The sequence below is a fragment of the Agrobacterium sp. BT-220-3 genome, from assembly GCF_025910175.1.
Taxonomy (GTDB): Bacteria; Pseudomonadota; Alphaproteobacteria; order Rhizobiales; family Rhizobiaceae; genus Agrobacterium; species Agrobacterium oryzihabitans.
In genome coordinates, this window is sequence record NZ_JAPAIX010000001.1 from 1,064,525 (window position 1) to 1,080,523 (window position 15,999).

Consider the following 15,999-nt stretch of genomic DNA (forward strand, 5'->3'; position numbering starts at 1 on the left):
GGCTGTCCTATCAGGTCCAAGCACAAGGGTTAAGAGGAAATTGAAACGCAATGGCCGAAAGGACGCATTTCATGGAACTGGCGCTGGCGGAAGCCCGTGCCGCCGGTGAGCGGCAGGAGGTTCCGATCGGCGCGGTACTGGTTCTGGAGGGCCGCGTCATTGCCAGTTCCGGCAACCGCACCCGTGAATTGAACGATGTGACGGCGCACGCCGAAATCGCCGTGATCCGCATGGCCTGCGAGGCGCTGGAACAGGAACGCCTGCCCGGCGCCGATCTCTATGTAACCCTTGAGCCCTGCACCATGTGCGCGGCGGCGATCTCATTCGCCCGTATCCGCCGCCTTTATTACGGCGCGGAAGACCCCAAGGGCGGCGCGGTGCATAGTGGTGTGCGCTTCTTCAGCCAGCCGACATGCCACCATGCGCCGGATGTTTATTCGGGACTTGCGGAAAGCGAAAGTGCGGAAATCCTGCGGCAATTTTTCCGCGAGAAACGTCTCGACGATTGAGCGGCCGACGGGAGAAACCTTTCCCGCAGGCCACCATCAGCCCGTCATTTTATCAGAAGGGGTTCCACCAGCTCTTGCCGGTATTTGCGACAGCCGCTTCTTTCTTGCGGCGCTTTTCCTTCTTCTGCTCCGGCTCACCAAGATCGGTCAGCTGATCCTGCGGAACGCTGCGATATTCGGCCGGCGGATCGGTGAGGAACTTGCGCTGGGCGTTAACGACCGAGCCGCCCTGGGCTTCGGCCTTCGCCTTGCGGAAGGCTTCCCATTTCTGGCTTTCTGTCATCTGGCCGGCAGTGCCGTTACCGGCGAGCAGCGGCGAGCGGTAGTGCGGGTTATTCTTATTGGCATCCGCCTCGTCGCGCAGACGTTCGCGGGTCTCTTCCGGCGATTCAACCCATTGCGGGTTGTTTTCACGGCTTGCCATGTTCTGCTGCGGCGCGGCCAGTTGTTCGGCGCGGGACTGGGCCGGAACGACGAGGCCCGGGCGGGGGCTGTATTTCAGGTTACGCTTGGTCTGATCACCGGTGATCGACGTCGCGTTGCCGAGGTCGTCGACAAGCTGTTCCGCCGCCGTCTTGCCTGTACCGTAGGTCGGGCTCGTGCAAGCGCCGAGCAGCACGCCTATCGCCGTGATGCCTGCAACCGTGCGAAACATGCCCAAACCCTGCGCATTACCCTGCATCGTCTTCATCGAAACCCTTCCAGCCGTCCGTCCCACTTCGCCAGACATCGTCTTTCGGCAGGCGGCAGCCCGCATTGCCGTGCAAATCCGGCCATTTTCAGGCAGGTGTACCGGATGAAGAGCCAAAGCGCAATTCATCCGGCCATTTTCATTATGCCAGGGCCGCAAGCTCGCGCAGCGCGGCCGCATCGCGGGCCGAAACCTCCGGATAATCCGGATCGGAACCGACATCGGTGGTGATGCGCCACGAGCGGGCGCATTTTGCACCCTCCGCCAGCTTCTGCTCGACCACGACCTTTGCGACTTCCGGCAGGCGGAAGCCATCGGCCGGACCTTCATCACCCACCACCGAAATGGCCGAGGTGATGCAGATTTCGGCGAAATCCTGCCCGTTCAACGCCGCCAGCAGGTCGGCATCGGCAATATGCACGACAGGGGCTGCCTCAAGCGAGGAGCCGATGCGCTTTTCGCGGCGCTCGACTTCCAGCGCGCCCGTCACGACCGTGCGAACCTTGCGGATCTTCTCCCACTTCGCTTCCAGCGCATCGTTCTTCCACTCCGCCGGGATGTCCGGGAACTGGACAAGATGCACCGATTCCGCATCCGGATAACGCGAAAGCCACGCTTCTTCCGTGGTGAAGGGCAGCATGGGCGCGAGCCACGAGACGAGGCAATCGAACAGCTTGGCGATGACCGACAGCGACGCCCGGCGCTTCAGCGACGACGGCGCGTCGCAATAAAGCGTGTCCTTGCGGATATCGAAATAGAAGGCCGAGAGCTCGACATTGGCAAAATCCACCAGCGCGCGGGCGATCTTCTTGAACTCGAAGCCGTCATAACCTTCGCGCACAACCTTATCCAGATCGGACAGGCGGTGCAGCACCAGCTTTTCCAGTTCCGGCAGATCGGCATAGGCGATCTCCTCGCCCTCATAATGGGCAAGGGTGCCGAGCATCCAGCGGATGGTGTTGCGCAGTTTGCGATAGGCATCGACATTGGTCTGGATGATGGCCTTGCCGAGGCGCTGGTCTTCCCAATAGTCGGTTGTCATGACCCACAGGCGCAGGATATCCGCGCCGGCGTCCTTCATGACTTCCTGCGGCGAAACCACGTTGCCCTTGGACTTGGACATCTTCTCGCCCTTCTCATCCATGGTGAAACCATGGGTGACAACGGCGTTATAGGGCGCACGGCCGCGCGTCGCGCAGCTTTCGAGCAGCGACGAGTGGAACCAGCCGCGATGCTGGTCGGAGCCTTCGAGATAGACATCCGCCGGCCACTTCATGTCCGGGCGGTCTTCCAGCGTGAAGGTGTGGGTGCAGCCGCTGTCGAACCATACGTCGAGGATATCCATGACCTGCAGCCATCTGGCGTGGTCGTGGTCATTGCCGAGGAAGCGTTCCTTGGCGCCTTCGGCAAACCAGGCATCCGCACCTTCAGCCTCGAAGGCCTCGATGATGCGGGCGTTGACGGCCTCATCGACCAGGACTTCGCCCTTTTCGTCGGCGAAGACGGCGATCGGCACGCCCCAGCTGCGCTGGCGCGACAGAACCCAGTCGGGCCGGCCTTCGATCATGGCGCGCAGGCGGTTCTGGCCGGAGGCCGGAACGAAACGGGTGTCATCGATGGCGCTCAGCGAGCGCGAACGCAGCGTCGTACCGTCGCCCAGTTCCTTGTCCATATAGACGAACCATTGCGGCGTGTTGCGGAAGATGACCGGCTTTTTGGAGCGCCAGCTATGCGGATAGCTGTGCTTCAGACGGCCTCGGGCAAACAGGTTGTTTTCCGCGATCAGCGCCTTGATGACACGCTCGTTCGCATCGCCCTTCTTGCCGTTGTCGTCCATCACACGGGCAGCACCGCCTTCGGCGGACGGGCCGAAACCGGGGGCGTCCTCGGTGTAGAAGCCGTCGTCGCCGACCGGGAACGGGATGGCCGGCGACACGCCGCGCGCTTCCAGCTCACGCTGATGCGCGGTCCAGACGTCAAAGTCCTCACGGCCATGGCTCGGCGCTGTATGCACGAAGCCCGTACCGGCATCGTCGGTAACGTGATCGCCATCGAGAAGCGGGACATCGAAGTTGTAACCCAATTCGGCGAGCGGGTGGGCACAGGTGATGCCTGCCAGCTCTTGCGCTGTCACATCTCTCACATATTTGAAAGTCAGCTTCGCCTTGGCTGCAGCCTCTTCGGCAAGTTTCTTCGCAAAGATCAGCTTTTCACCCGGTTGCGGGCCAAAATCGTTCTGTGCGCTTTCCACTTCATAAAGACCGTAAGAAACACGCGAGGAAAATGCGACTGCACGGTTGCCGGGGATAGTCCAAGGCGTGGTTGTCCAAATAACTACAGAGGCTCCCGCGAGGTCTGGAGAAAGCGACGCGCCAAGTTTAGCCGCTCGTGCAACATATTCCTCAGGAAGCCGACTGCCCACAGGCAGCGAAATCGCATCAGGCATAAAGCGGATTGGGAATTTCACCCAGATCATGTCGCTCTCGACATCGGCATATTCGACTTCGGCTTCCGCCAGCGCCGTGCGCTCGACCACCGACCACATGATGGGCTTCGAGCCGCGATAAAGCTGGCCGGTGCGGGCGATCTTCAGGAGTTCGCCGGCGATGCGGGCTTCGGCGTGGAAGTTCATCGTCGTATAGGGGTTTTCAAAGTCGCCTTCGATGCCGAGGCGCTTGAACTCTTCCGACTGAACCTTGATCCAGCCGGCCGCGAAGTCACGGCATTCCTTGCGGAATTCGTTGACCGGAACTTCGTCCTTGTTCTTGCCCTTGGCGCGATAGGCTTCCTCGATCTTCCATTCGATCGGCAGGCCGTGGCAATCCCAGCCCGGAACGTAATTGGCGTCGTAACCGCGCATCTGGAACGAGCGGGTGATGACGTCCTTCAGGATCTTGTTGAGCGCATGGCCGATGTGGATGTTGCCGTTGGCATAGGGCGGGCCATCATGCAGCACGAATTTTTCGCGGCCGGCGGCGGAAGCGCGCAGGCGTCTGTAGAGGCCCATCTCCTGCCAGCGCTTCACCGTTTCCGGTTCCTTCTGCGGCAGACCGGCGCGCATCGGAAAATCCGTCTGCGGCAGATAGAGGGTGGCGGAATAGTCGAATTTTTCTGCGGTGTCGCTCATAATTGTACCGTTGTTGCGCGCCGTATCGGTCGCGCCGTCTCAATTTCAAAGAGGGCAAATTCGGAAAGCACCGTCACAAATGCCATGACAAGCGCCAAAATCCCGGACCTTCCGGCTCTTCAGAGCGGGCGGAAGGCCGGGCCAATAATTCGGCCAATCTGATTTTTAAACATCAACCGGTATTGGGACATGGCCGGTTGTTTATGCGGTTTTCCAGCAAAAAGGAAGAGAAAAGCGACAGTAAAATGGGCCGGAATACGGGCTGACCGGCCCTGCGCGCTCAAAACGCGATCTTCTCATCAACTTCGCTCAGCGGCCGCACGCCTGAGAGCATCGCCCTCGCCTCTTCCTCATCGCGCCTGATCTGCGCGACCAGCGGTTCCAGGCCGTCGAATTTCAGCTCGTCACGCAAGTGTCCGAAGAAGGACACCGAACATACTTCGCCGTAGAGATCGCCGGAGAAATCGAACACATAGGTTTCGAGCAGCGCCGCGCCGTTTTCGGTCACCGTCGGGCGGTAGCCGAAACTTGCGACACCATCTCGGATCGAACCATCGGGACGGCGGAACCGTACGGCATAGATGCCCGCCTTCAGTTCCGTTTCAGGTGCCAGCGCCATGTTGGCTGTCGGATAACCCAATGTGCGCCCAAGCTTCTGGCCGCCGATGACTTCGCTTTCCACAGTGAAGCGGTAACCCAGCAATCCGGCCGCACCCGCCACATCGCCTTCGCACAAATGCGAGCGGATGCGGCTGGAGGAAACGACATCCGAGCCCTCGTCGCGGAAGGCATCCACCAGCGTCACATCGAAACCGTGGCGCTTGCCGGCCGCCATCAGAAATGCCGGGCCGCCTTCGCGACCTTTACCGAAGTGAAAATCAAAGCCGGTGACGACGGCGCTGGCGCCCAGCCAGTCGACCAGAATGGACTTGACGAATTCTTCCGCCGAACGCTGCGAGAATTCCCTGTCGAAGGGGTATTCGATGACGGAGCGGAAACCGATGGCTTCGAGAATGCGCGCCTTCAACGGTGCGGGGGTGAGGCGGAAGACCGGCGTTTCGGGGCGGAACACGGAACGAGGATGCGGCTCGAAGGTCAGAACCAGCGCGGGCACGCCACGCGCCTCGGCCAGTTCCAGCGCACGGTCCAGAACGGCGCGGTGGCCGCGATGCACACCATCGAAATTACCGATCGCGATCACGCCGCCGCGAAGAGCTTCCGGCAGCGGCTCTTTTTTTTCGTTGCGATGAAAGACGGTCATGGCAGTCGATCCATTTTTGCGCCAGCTTAAGCCAGACGCCCTTTAAGCAAGACGGGGCATCCACCAGCCGGGAGCAGCACCCTGCCCCTTCAGATAGGCGTTCAGAAGCGCCTCGTCCGTGTGGCCGTTCAGCGTATATTCGGCGGCGTGAATGCCGCCGCTGATATAAAGAAGGTTGAGGCCGCTCGCAATCGCGCCCTTCACATCCGTCGGCATGCCATCGCCAATGGCGAGCACGCGATCCTTCGGGAAGGAGCCGCGCACTTCTTTGGCTGCCGCAAGGCAGGCTTCATAGATCGGCGCATGCGGCTTGCCGGCAATGCGGACTTCGCCGCCGAGCTGTTCATAATAGGCGGCCATGGCACCGGCGCAGGGAATGATGCGCTCGCCGCGCTCCACCACCAGATCGGGATTGGCGCAGATCATCGGCGCGCCGCGGGCGATGAAGCCCTTGAGCATCTCGGTATAATCCTCGGGGGTTTCCGTCTCGTCGTCGAAGAAACCGGTGCAGACGACGGATTGCGCTTCCGCCTCGCCCACCCGTTCGACATCGAGACCTTCGAGCAGCGGCATGTCCCGCTCCGGGCCAAGCAGGAAGACTTTCTTCGGACCTTCGGCGATCAGGCCGCGGGTAACGTCGCCGGAGGTGATGATGCGGTCATAGGCCTCATCCGGCACGCCGAGCACGCGAAGCTGGGCAATGACACCGGGGGCTGGACGCGGCGAATTGGTGATGAGCACCACCGTCTTGCCGGCCTTGCGCGCTTCGTGCAGTGCAACCGCCGCATGGGGAAAGGCGCTGACACCATTGTGCAGCACGCCCCAGACATCCGAAAGAATAACGTCGAACCCATCAGTGATTTCGCCGAGGGTGAGAATGCGATGGGCCATGATATGCTTTCCGGATGCGAGAAAAGGGTGTGCGTCACATCGCAAAGCGGGACGCCGATGGCAAGAAAAAAAGCGGTATCGAGCGGGGCTTCGGCCCGAACGGAATGCCGCCTCACACTCGCCGTCATCCTCGGGCTTGTCCCGAGGATCTAAACACGTCGAGAAAATCAATGCGTTGGCAGATCCTCGGGACAAGCCCGAGGATGACGGCGGCGACTTTTCGCGCCGTCCAAGCTCACGATGTGGAGTTTTATGACTTCTCCCAAGCATGGGAAATTTCTGTCATGGAACGCTGATAACCATAGCGCATAAAATTTTTCCGACGGCGCGTTCTTGACTCAGGTAGAACGCCTCCTTATCTCGGTCTCGCTGGCACTCCAACAAGGGGAGTGCTAACACCCATCACGTGAACCTCCAAAAGGTTCCTGAAGTCATTTGATCGAGGGATTAGGCAATGACAAGCACCAATTTCCGCCCGCTTCATGATCGCGTCGTCGTTCGTCGCGTTGAATCCGAAGCAAAGACCAAGGGCGGCATCATCATTCCCGATACCGCCAAGGAAAAGCCGCAGGAAGGCGAAATCGTCGCCGTCGGTTCCGGCGCACGTGACGAGGCCGGCAAGGTCGTCGCTCTCGACGTCAAGGTTGGCGATCGCGTCCTGTTCGGCAAGTGGTCGGGCACTGAAGTCAAGCTCGACGGCGAAGACCTTCTGATCATGAAGGAAGCCGACATCATGGGTATCATCGGCTGATTTCGCCGGACCCATCGTTTCCGTAAATTTCAAGCCGGACCCGGTCCGGCCGTTCGAAACCAGGAGTTTTGAAAATGGCAGCCAAAGAAGTCAAATTCGGCCGCACAGCGCGCGAAAAGATGCTCAAGGGCGTCGACATTCTCGCTGATGCAGTGAAGGTCACCCTCGGCCCGAAGGGTCGTAACGTCGTAATCGACAAGTCCTTCGGCGCTCCGCGCATCACCAAGGACGGCGTTTCGGTCGCCAAGGAAATCGAACTGGAAGACAAGTTCGAGAACATGGGCGCACAGCTCGTTCGCGAAGTCGCTTCCAAGACCAACGACATCGCCGGTGACGGCACCACCACCGCAACGGTTCTGGCCCAGGCGATCGTTCGCGAAGGTGCAAAGGCAGTTGCTGCCGGCATGAACCCGATGGACCTGAAGCGCGGCATCGATCTGGCCGTTGCAGAAGTCGTGAAGGACCTTCAGGCCAAGGCCAAGAAGATCAACACTTCGGAAGAAGTTGCTCAGGTCGGCACGATCTCCGCAAACGGCGAGCGTCAGATCGGTCTCGACATTGCTGAAGCAATGCAGCGCGTCGGCAACGAAGGCGTCATCACCGTTGAAGAAGCCAAGACCGCTGAAACCGAACTCGAAGTCGTCGAAGGCATGCAGTTCGACCGCGGCTACCTGTCGCCCTACTTCGTGACCAACCCGGAAAAGATGGTTGCGGACCTCGAAGACGCCTACATCCTTCTGCACGAAAAGAAGCTTTCGAACCTCCAGGCCATGCTGCCTGTTCTCGAAGCTGTCGTTCAGACCGGCAAGCCGCTCGTCATCATCGCCGAAGACGTCGAAGGCGAAGCTCTTGCAACGCTCGTCGTCAACAAGCTGCGTGGCGGCCTCAAGATCGCTGCCGTCAAGGCTCCTGGCTTCGGCGACCGCCGCAAGGCCATGCTGGAAGACATCGCCATCCTGACCGGTGGTACCGTCATTTCCGAAGACCTCGGCATCAAGCTCGAAAGCGTTACCCTCGACATGCTCGGCAAGTCGAAGAAGGTTTCGATCTCCAAGGAAAACACCACGATCGTCGACGGTGCCGGCCAGAAGTCGGACATCGAAGGCCGCGTTGCCCAGATCAAGGCGCAGATCGAAGAAACCACTTCCGACTACGACCGCGAAAAGCTGCAGGAACGTCTTGCCAAGCTCGCTGGCGGCGTTGCCGTGATCCGCGTTGGCGGTTCGACGGAAGTTGAAGTGAAGGAAAAGAAGGACCGCATCGACGACGCTCTCAACGCGACGCGCGCTGCTGTTCAGGAAGGCATCGTACCGGGCGGCGGCGTTGCCCTGCTGCGTTCTTCCACGAAGATCACCGCCAAGGGTGCAAACGACGACCAGGAAGCTGGCATCAACATCGTGCGCAAGGCTCTGCAGGCTCTGGTTCGCCAGATCGCAGAAAACGCTGGTGACGAAGCTTCCATCGTTGTTGGCAAGATCCTCGAAAAGAACGAAGACAACTACGGCTACAACGCCCAGACCGGCGAATATGGCGACCTGATCCAGCTCGGCATCGTCGACCCGGTCAAGGTTGTTCGCACGGCTCTGCAGAACGCAGCTTCGGTTGCTTCGCTGCTGATCACCACCGAAGCCATGATCGCCGAACTTCCGAAGAAGGAATCGGCAATGCCCCAGATGCCTGGCGGCGGCATGGGCGGCATGGACTTCTAATCAGTCCTGTCTCTGGAATAAGAAAGGGCGGTCTTCGGATCGCCCTTTTTCTTTGCCGCCCATGCCATCTTGGTGGTCTGACTCGCAAGCGCACCAGACGGGCGGCATGGACTTCCAATCATTCCTGTCTCTGGAACAAGAAAGGGCGGTCTTCGGATCGCCCTTTTTCTTTGCCGCCCATGCCATCTTGGTGGTCTGGCGTCGCAAGCGCACCAGACAGGCGGCATGGACTCCCAATCAATCCTGTCTCTGGAATAAGAAAGGGCGGTCTCCGGATCGCCTTTTTTCTTTGCCGCGGGGGGAACCGGCGACGCCAAATCCGCAGGATATTGCAACCTGGCCGATGCGGGCTAAAAATATTGTCTCTTTTTGGGACAGGATCGACCTTAGCCGGCTTGTTTTTGGAAGCGCATGCAATAATAGGACAGCCCAAAGAGCGAATCGCAATCGCATATGGGGCGGAGTTTCGCCCTTGCCGGCTTATAAGTTCGACACATAGTTGTCTTTTTTCATATATTTCGCGATTGCGATGAAGGAATACATAATATTTTTGATTTTCTCTCTGACAGGTTGTTGTGGGTAAGAGAAAATAAACTATAAGTCAGCCCCCGTAAGGGTGCCGCGACGGAACGCAAGCATTGAAGGGGTTCGATGCCTGGCTAACACGTTCGACTGCGGGTGGCGGTGGAAGTTCAACCTGGCAGCGACGCTTGAAATTGCGGTGCTGGTACGATGTTCATGCGGGGGCGCGATTTGTTCGAAATATCAAGACGCAACGATGCTCTGCCTGCGGCCGTGACGACCACGCCCGATCCCCGAACCCTGTCCAATTTCTTCATTTCGGAGGAGTGGAGTAGCGACCTTTCAAGCGGCGTCATCCGGCTCGGCGAACAGGCCTCCTTCATGCACGGCCTGCCGCCCGGCGAGTGCGGTCTGCTCAGCCTTGTCCGCTGTTACGATCGCAGCGACCATGCCCGCGTGCTGGAGCTTTTCGAGCAGGCCTCCACCGCACCCTCACGATTCTGCTTTTCCACCAACCTCTTCATCCTGCCGGCGATGCGACAGCCCGTCATCTGCATGGGTGAATCCGCCGGTTTCGAGGACGACCGGCAAGGGCGGATTTCCGGGCTCTTCCTGTTTCCGCGTTTCGAAGATATTCGCTTCGCCGCCTGAACAACTTGCCGAAGGCTTGCCATCGTTCACAAAATGACGACAATTCGTCTCCTCTTGTTCATCTTTATGAGCGAGTAATTTTCGGCCATTGATATCTCCAGACATTGCCCTGCAGCTTAACCGGCGACACGCCGATCAATTACCGGAGATTTCCATGTCCAGCAGCCAGAACGTTCTCGTTCTCATCGCCCGCATTCTGCTTTCCTTCATCTTCATCTCTTCAGGCTTCAGCAAGCTCGTCGATCCAGCCGGTACGGCCGGCATGATCACGGGCGCCGGCCTGCCCGCCGCAACCGCGCTTGCCTATATTGCGGGCCTGTTCGAACTCGTTGCCGGCCTTGCCATTCTCACTGGTTTCCAGACCAGGATCGCCGCCTGGGCGCTTGCCGTCTTCTGCGTCTTCACCGGTCTGGTGTTCCACAGCGGCACCGTTGCCGTTCCCGGCTGGCCTGAGCCGGCTCTTGGCTGGATCAACACGCTGAACGGCATCATGATGGTGAAGAACATCACCCTTGCCGGCGCCTACATCCTGCTTGCCGCCTTCGGCCCCGGCGCCTACTCCGTCGACGCAAGACGCGGCGCGGCTGTGGCCCACGCATAAGCCAAATGGATTGACCAATAAAAAAGCCGCCGGATCGCTCCGGCGGCTTTTTGTTTTACGTGGTCAGACCGCGGCCCTTATGCGCGAGGCGATCTCCTGAACCGCCGCATCGCCTTCGTGTTCCGGCTTGCGGGCACGCACAAAGCAGGCTTCCGAACGGACGATGATGCCGTCAGAGAGAATTTTCAGGTGGTTGGCCTTCAGCGTCGAGCCGGTCGAGGTGATATCGACGATGATATCCGCCTGCCCCGCCGCCGGCGCACCCTCGGTCGCGCCAAGGCTTTCGACGATGCGATAAAGCTGAATGCCGTGCTGGCGCGAAAAGAACTGCTGAGTCAGACGCCAATATTTGGTGGCGATGGCGAGCCTGCGGCCATGGCGGGCGCGGAATTCCGAAGCGACATCGCCGAGATCGGCCATGCTGTCCACATCCAGCCAGATTTCAGGCACGGCGACAACGACATCCGCATGGCCGAAACCGAGGCGGGCGCAGAACTCCACCTGCGCATCGGCATTGGTTAGTCCCTCGCGCACAAGGTCCTCTCCCGTCACGCCGAAATCCACCGTACCGGCGCCGATCTCGCGGGCGATCTCGGAGGCCGAGAGATAGGCGATCTCGATATCGTCGCGCCCTTCGATGCGGCCGCGATAGGAGCGGTCATTGCCGACGGCCGCGACTTTCAGCCCGGCGCGTTCCAGAACGGCGGAGGCGTCTTCCTTCATCCGGCCCTTGGAGGGCAATGCGATGGTGATCATGGCTTGTCGCTCCCGCGCACCGTTTCGATGCGATCCAGCCAGAGCGAAAAGCCCACGGCCGGGATTTTTTCCTGTGCGCCGAGCAGGGTCAGCAGCCGGTCGAAACGGCCGCCACCGGCCAGCACGCTGTCTCCGCCCGCTTCCACCACCTCGAAAACGAGGCCGGTATAATAATCGAGCGGACGACCGAAGGCCGCGCCATAGGTGACGGTTTCGAGATCGACACCGGCATTGGCAAGCGCTGCGACGCGTTTATCGAAGGCGGAAAGCGCGCCATCCAGTTTCAGTTTCGCCTTTGCGGCGAAGTCAGCCAGAATTTGCGATGCCTGCGGCAAGGGCGCCTGCAGGGCCAGGAACTGCTTGAGCAGCTCGAAGCTCTCATCCGGCAGCCGCGTGGCGGCAAGCGCCAGCTTTTCCCGCAGGCGGCGGGCAATTTCCTGCGGTGAGCGGCTGGCATTGGTGGAATAGCCGGTTTCCTGCATCACCGCGTCGAGATAATCGACCAGCACCGCCTCTTCGCCTGTGGCCAGAAGGCCGGCGACCCGCGCGTCGAGGCCGGTCATGGGTTTGGGATGCACGAGGCTTTCCAGCAACGCGTCCAGCTGCGCCATATCGCCAAAGGCCTGCACCAGCCGCTTCTGCCAGCCGAGCGGCAGGCCGAGAGCTGCGACGACCGCTTCGAACACCTGCTGGTCTCCCAGCGTGACGGAGAGTGAACGGCCGGGCAGCAACCGTTTCAGGATAGCGGTTGCGTCGATCACGGCGCGGGCATCGGCGGCGGCGATATCGGTGTCGCCAAGATCCTCGATGCCAGCCTGATAAAATTCGTTCGCACCCTCACGGCGCTGGCGGAAGACCTCGCCCAGATAGGAATAACGCTTCGGCGTACCGGTCGCCGTCTCGATATGGCGCAGGCAGACGGGAATGGTGAATTCCGGGCGCAGGCACAGGCTCTCGCCCGTCTCGCTCTCCGTCATGAAAATACGGCGTCGCAAATCTTCGCCCGCCATATCCAGAAAGGGTTCGGCGGGCTGGATGACCGGCGTGTTCACGCGGCTCGTGCGGCGCGCGGCGAATTCTTCCAGTAGCTCTCCGGAAAATTCCGGCATGTCGATCAGGGGCATGGAAACGGTACTTTTCGTCACGGTTCGAGCGGCTGCATCATTTCGATGCGGTTTCCGAAGGGATCATGGACATAAAACCGGTGATATCCTTCAAGCGGCTCATCCTCAACCACATGGCAGCCCGCAGTTTCAAGTGTTTTTCGCAAGATCGCCAGATCATCGACCAGAAAGGCCGGATGGGCTTTCTTCGCCGGGCGGAAATCCTGCTCGACGCCGAGATGCAGTTTTATCGAACCCCGGCTGAACCAGCACCCGCCGCGCGCGGCGAGATTGGCGGGCTTGGCCTGCTCCGCAAAGCCGAGCAGGCCGCCATAAAAAGAGCGCGCCTCATCCTCACGGCCCGCCGGCATCGCCAGTTGAACATGGTCGAGCGCGACGATCGCCATGGCCTTAACGCCCTTCGGCGGCGCGGCGAACGTCCTCTGCCTGATGCTCGAGAATCTCGCGGACCTTCGCCACCAGATCCGCCTCCAGCACGGTGACCTGCGCCACACGCGCCTCGCGCCAGCTGGCATTGTCCTCGATCTCGCCGGAGAGGCGCTTGCCTTCGATCAGATCCTTGATCTGCACCACACCTTCTGCCCGCTCGTCACCGCCCTGAATGATGGCGATGGGGGAACCGAGACGATCGGCATATTTCAGCTGGTTGCCGAATTTCTTCCAGTTGCCCTGGTACATTTCGGCGCGGATGCCCTCATTGCGCAGCGCCTGCGTGAAGCGCTGGTAACGGCCCATACTCTCCACGTCACCGTCCATGACAGTGATCAGAACAGGCGCCAGCGGCTTGACCTGACCGAGCTTGCCGAGGTTTTTGAGGGCGGTCATCAGGCGCGAAACGCCGATGGAGAAGCCCGTTGCCGGAACCGGCTGGCCCATGAAGCGCGAGACGAGGCCATCATAACGCCCGCCGCCGCCAACGGACCCGAACACGACCTTTTCACCCTTTTCATTGGTGACGTCGAAGCTCAGCTCGGCCTCGTAGACGGGGCCGGTGTAGTATTCGAGGCCACGCACGACGGAGGGGTCTATCTTGATGCGATCGGAGCCGTAACCAGCAGAGTAAATTATACTCCGGATCGTGGACAACTCCGCGATTCCCTCAGAAAAGCGTTCATTCGAAATCAAGCGGTTGCCGTCGTATGGAAACATCGCGTGAGGCATCAGCTTTGTATCAACGCTCTGATCGCTATTCTCGTACGCTATCTGATGACTTCCAATGCTTACTGTGGACTGAAGGAAACCAATCAGAAGTGTGATGTCTTCGGCATCCAGCCCCGCGCCCTTGGTGAAATCACCGGACTCGTCCTTGCGGCCGGGACCAAGCAACAGCTTCACGCCTTCAGGACCGAACTTGTCGAGCTTATCGATGGCGCGCAAAACATTGAGGCGACGACCGACATTGTCCTCACCGCCGAGGCCGATGGCTTCCATCACGCCATCAAGCACCTTGCGGTTGTTGACGCGGACGACGTAATCGCCACGCTGAATGCCGAGCGCTTCCAGTGTATCGGCCATCATCATGCACATTTCGGCATCGGCCTGCACGCCGGCGGCGCCCACCGTATCGGCATCGAACTGCATGAACTGCCGGAAGCGGCCGGGGCCGGGCTTTTCATTGCGGAAGACATAACCGGCGCGGTAGGTGCGGTATGGCAGCTGGATTTCGTTGAAATTTTCCGCGACATGGCGGGCAAGCGGCGCGGTCAGATCGTAGCGCAGGCTCATCCATTGGTCGTCATCGTCCTGCAGCGAGAACACGCCCTCATTCGGGCGGTCGCTATCGGGCAGGAACTTGCCCAGCGCATCGGTATATTCGAACAACGGGGTTTCCACCGGATCGAAGCCGTAAAGCTCGTAGACCCTGCGGATCTTCTCGATCATCTCATTCACGGCATGAATATCGGCAACCGAGCGATCCACGAAGCCGCGCGGCAGGCGGGCTTTCAGTTTCTGAGGCTTTTTTGCTTTTTCGCTCATGATGCCGATCCGATATTTTCCTGAAATTATGCCGGTGTATTAGAGGATGAAGCCCTGTGCGGCAAGCCGCAAAGGCTCAGTTCTGCTGGCCGGCGCATCCAAGCGGTGCTATATGGGATACATGTATCCCAATTCTGATCGAGAAGGACGCGACCCATGAGCAAACAGACGGCCATCCGCCTGCCGGACGAGACCTATGAACGGCTGAAAGCGCTGTCTGCGCGCACCGGCCGCACATCCGCTTTTTACATCCGCGAGGCGATCGAGAAACATATCGAGGATATGGAAGATCTCTATCTCGCCGAAGAGGCAGTGCGACAAATCCAGCGTGGCGAAGCAAAGGTGATAAGCGCCGAGGAGTTCTGGCGTGATCTGGACAATTGAGTACCACACACTTGTCCAGAAAGAGATGAGCAAGTTAAATCCGGAAATACGCCGGAGAATCCGCGCCTTTCTCCAAGAAAGATTGGCGGTGCTCGACGATCCCCGTCAGACAGGTTCCGCCCTGCAAGGCTCCGAACTCGGAAATTTCTGGCGCTACCGGGTGGGCGATTACCGCATCATCTGCGATATACAGGATCACAAGCTTGTCGTGCTGGTGGTCGAAATCGGCCATCGCCGCGAAATTTACCGTTAGGCATTCATGATCCTCGAAGCCCTGCAATATGCCGCCACGCGCGCGGCCACGCCGAAGCCCTTTCGGCCGCATATCCGATATTCCGTCAACCTCTGGGCGCGCGCCAGCCGCTGCGCCAAAGCTTGGGCGGAGCATGAAAACAACAGCCGGCAATTCGTGCTGCAATCGGCGAGAAAACTGAAACAGAGGCGAACGGCCGTGGTGCTCGGCTCGGGCCTGCTGCGCGACGTGCCTTATGATGCGCTGGTGGCAATGTTCGACACCGTCGTCCTGGTCGATCTGGTACATCTCGCCAGCGTGCAGGCGAAGCTGCGCCTCAATGCCAAAAAGAATGTCCGCATCGCCAACCGCGATCTTTCCGGTTTTGACGATGTTCTCGCCGGCCGGCCGGCCGAACCGCTCGATTTCCTGCGGCGCGTGCCCTATCTCGATTTCGTCGTATCGGCCAATCTCCTGTCGCAGATCGGCACCGGCGCGCGCCATCGGCTGGAGCGGGAAAAGATCGCAGATGTGCCGAACGACCTGCTGCCGAGGCTTATCCAGACGCATCTGGACGCGCTTGCCGGACTTCCCTGCAAGGTATGCCTTGTCACTGACACCTCCTTCGAGGTCATCGGCAGGGATGGCAGCTTGCAGCAGCACGAGGACTTGCTGCATGGCATCGATATTCCCATGCCGGCCGCCGCATGGGACTGGCCGCTCGCGCCGCTCGGGGAGGAAAGCCGGAATTATCTCATCGTGCATCACGTCATTGCGCGCGAACTGACCTGATCGCCATGCTTATTCCATAAT

General features: G+C 59.9%; 16 protein-coding genes. 8 read left to right on the plus strand and 8 right to left on the minus strand.

The window, feature by feature from the left end; translation table 11 throughout:
• Positions 1–50 precede the first annotated feature (50 nt).
• Positions 51–509 (plus strand): nucleoside deaminase, encoded by a 459-nt coding sequence (locus OK142_RS05460; RefSeq protein ID WP_498681501.1) that lies wholly within the window; start codon positions 51–53, stop codon positions 507–509.
• A 52-nt stretch (positions 510–561) separates the two neighbouring features.
• On the opposite strand, the gene OK142_RS05465 is transcribed toward OK142_RS05460, so the two are convergent.
• From OK142_RS05465 to OK142_RS05480, 4 genes are all read right to left on the minus strand, one after another.
• The gene (locus OK142_RS05465) at positions 562–1,200 is read right to left on the minus strand and encodes a hypothetical protein (protein WP_313612324.1); all 639 of its coding nucleotides are present in this window, start codon (positions 1,198–1,200) and stop codon (positions 562–564) included.
• 142 nt (positions 1,201–1,342) lie between these two features.
• A complete protein-coding gene (gene ileS / locus OK142_RS05470) occupies positions 1,343–4,327 on the minus strand; it encodes an isoleucine--tRNA ligase (RefSeq protein WP_498681503.1) in 2,985 nt (994 codons plus the stop codon).
• 280 nt (positions 4,328–4,607) lie between these two features.
• On the minus strand, positions 4,608–5,588 hold the full coding sequence (locus OK142_RS05475) for a bifunctional riboflavin kinase/FAD synthetase (protein ID WP_137037167.1): 981 nt from the start codon (positions 5,586–5,588) through the stop codon (positions 4,608–4,610).
• Positions 5,589–5,630: 42 nt separating this feature from the next.
• Entirely contained in the window at positions 5,631–6,479 is an 849-nt protein-coding gene (locus OK142_RS05480) for a TIGR01459 family HAD-type hydrolase (protein ID WP_003494082.1), read from the minus strand.
• 454 nt (positions 6,480–6,933) lie between these two features.
• On the opposite strand from OK142_RS05480, the gene groES reads away from it, so the two are divergent.
• The 4 genes from groES (at position 6,934) to OK142_RS05500 (ending at position 10,713) form a co-directional block, all read left to right on the plus strand.
• Entirely contained in the window at positions 6,934–7,230 is a 297-nt protein-coding gene (gene groES / locus OK142_RS05485; RefSeq protein WP_003494080.1) for a co-chaperone GroES, read from the plus strand.
• Between the two features lie 74 nt (positions 7,231–7,304).
• Complete coding sequence (gene groL / locus OK142_RS05490) at positions 7,305–8,939, plus strand: chaperonin GroEL (RefSeq protein WP_003494079.1); 1,635 nt, start codon at positions 7,305–7,307, stop codon at positions 8,937–8,939.
• Between the two features lie 738 nt (positions 8,940–9,677).
• Positions 9,678–10,112, plus strand: a complete 435-nt coding sequence (locus OK142_RS05495; RefSeq protein WP_035242017.1) for a hypothetical protein — start codon at positions 9,678–9,680, stop codon at positions 10,110–10,112.
• Between the two features lie 154 nt (positions 10,113–10,266).
• A complete protein-coding gene (locus OK142_RS05500; protein WP_003494073.1) occupies positions 10,267–10,713 on the plus strand; it encodes a DoxX family protein in 447 nt (148 codons plus the stop codon).
• Between the two features lie 63 nt (positions 10,714–10,776).
• Here the strand turns inward: OK142_RS05500 and hisG are convergent, their stop codons facing one another.
• From hisG to hisS, 4 genes are read right to left on the minus strand one after another with little or no spacing between them, the layout of a single operon-like run.
• Positions 10,777–11,469, minus strand: coding sequence for an ATP phosphoribosyltransferase (gene hisG, locus OK142_RS05505; RefSeq protein ID WP_020812640.1), 693 nt, complete (start codon positions 11,467–11,469; stop codon positions 10,777–10,779).
• Positions 11,466–12,593, minus strand: a complete 1,128-nt coding sequence (locus OK142_RS05510) for an ATP phosphoribosyltransferase regulatory subunit (protein WP_498681741.1) — start codon at positions 12,591–12,593, stop codon at positions 11,466–11,468. Before OK142_RS05510 ends, hisG begins: the two co-directional genes overlap by 4 nt.
• A 17-nt stretch (positions 12,594–12,610) precedes the next feature.
• A complete protein-coding gene (locus tag OK142_RS05515) occupies positions 12,611–12,979 on the minus strand; it encodes a VOC family protein (RefSeq protein ID WP_498681506.1) in 369 nt (122 codons plus the stop codon).
• Between the two features lie 4 nt (positions 12,980–12,983).
• Complete coding sequence (gene hisS, locus OK142_RS05520) at positions 12,984–14,570, minus strand: histidine--tRNA ligase (RefSeq protein ID WP_498681508.1); 1,587 nt, start codon at positions 14,568–14,570, stop codon at positions 12,984–12,986.
• Between the two features lie 156 nt (positions 14,571–14,726).
• On the opposite strand from hisS, the gene relB reads away from it, so the two are divergent.
• The 3 genes from relB to OK142_RS05535 are packed head-to-tail and all read left to right on the plus strand — an operon-like array spanning position 14,727 to position 15,978.
• Complete coding sequence (relB, locus tag OK142_RS05525) at positions 14,727–14,954, plus strand: type II toxin-antitoxin system RelB family antitoxin (RefSeq protein WP_003494062.1); 228 nt, start codon at positions 14,727–14,729, stop codon at positions 14,952–14,954.
• Positions 14,938–15,207: a type II toxin-antitoxin system RelE family toxin gene (locus tag OK142_RS05530; protein WP_498681510.1), complete on the plus strand. Its 270-nt coding sequence runs from the start codon at positions 14,938–14,940 to the stop codon at positions 15,205–15,207. Before relB ends, OK142_RS05530 begins: the two co-directional genes overlap by 17 nt.
• A gap of 6 nt (positions 15,208–15,213) precedes the next feature.
• Positions 15,214–15,978 (plus strand): hypothetical protein, encoded by a 765-nt coding sequence (locus OK142_RS05535; RefSeq protein WP_498681512.1) that lies wholly within the window; start codon positions 15,214–15,216, stop codon positions 15,976–15,978.
• Positions 15,979–15,999 lie beyond the last annotated feature (21 nt).

Bases quoted from the DNA above. Each gene is read 5' to 3' on its own strand.
- OK142_RS05535 (WP_498681512.1), top strand. From the start codon at position 15,214: ATGATCCTCGAAGCCCTGCAATATGCCGCCACGCGCGCGGCCACGCCG.
- OK142_RS05460 (WP_498681501.1), top strand. From the start codon at position 51: ATGGCCGAAAGGACGCATTTCATGGAACTGGCGCTGGCGGAAGCCCGT.
- groES (WP_003494080.1), top strand. From the start codon at position 6,934: ATGACAAGCACCAATTTCCGCCCGCTTCATGATCGCGTCGTCGTTCGT.
- groL (WP_003494079.1), top strand. From the start codon at position 7,305: ATGGCAGCCAAAGAAGTCAAATTCGGCCGCACAGCGCGCGAAAAGATG.
- OK142_RS05495 (WP_035242017.1), top strand. From the start codon at position 9,678: ATGCGGGGGCGCGATTTGTTCGAAATATCAAGACGCAACGATGCTCTG.
- OK142_RS05515 (WP_498681506.1), bottom strand. From the start codon at position 12,979: ATGGCGATCGTCGCGCTCGACCATGTTCAACTGGCGATGCCGGCGGGC.
- relB (WP_003494062.1), top strand. From the start codon at position 14,727: ATGAGCAAACAGACGGCCATCCGCCTGCCGGACGAGACCTATGAACGG.
- OK142_RS05510 (WP_498681741.1), bottom strand. From the start codon at position 12,593: ATGCCCCTGATCGACATGCCGGAATTTTCCGGAGAGCTACTGGAAGAA.
- OK142_RS05465 (WP_313612324.1), bottom strand. From the start codon at position 1,200: ATGAAGACGATGCAGGGTAATGCGCAGGGTTTGGGCATGTTTCGCACG.
- OK142_RS05500 (WP_003494073.1), top strand. From the start codon at position 10,267: ATGTCCAGCAGCCAGAACGTTCTCGTTCTCATCGCCCGCATTCTGCTT.
- hisG (WP_020812640.1), bottom strand. From the start codon at position 11,469: ATGATCACCATCGCATTGCCCTCCAAGGGCCGGATGAAGGAAGACGCC.
- hisS (WP_498681508.1), bottom strand. From the start codon at position 14,570: ATGAGCGAAAAAGCAAAAAAGCCTCAGAAACTGAAAGCCCGCCTGCCG.
- OK142_RS05475 (WP_137037167.1), bottom strand. From the start codon at position 5,588: ATGACCGTCTTTCATCGCAACGAAAAAAAAGAGCCGCTGCCGGAAGCT.
- ileS (WP_498681503.1), bottom strand. From the start codon at position 4,327: ATGAGCGACACCGCAGAAAAATTCGACTATTCCGCCACCCTCTATCTG.
- OK142_RS05480 (WP_003494082.1), bottom strand. From the start codon at position 6,479: ATGGCCCATCGCATTCTCACCCTCGGCGAAATCACTGATGGGTTCGAC.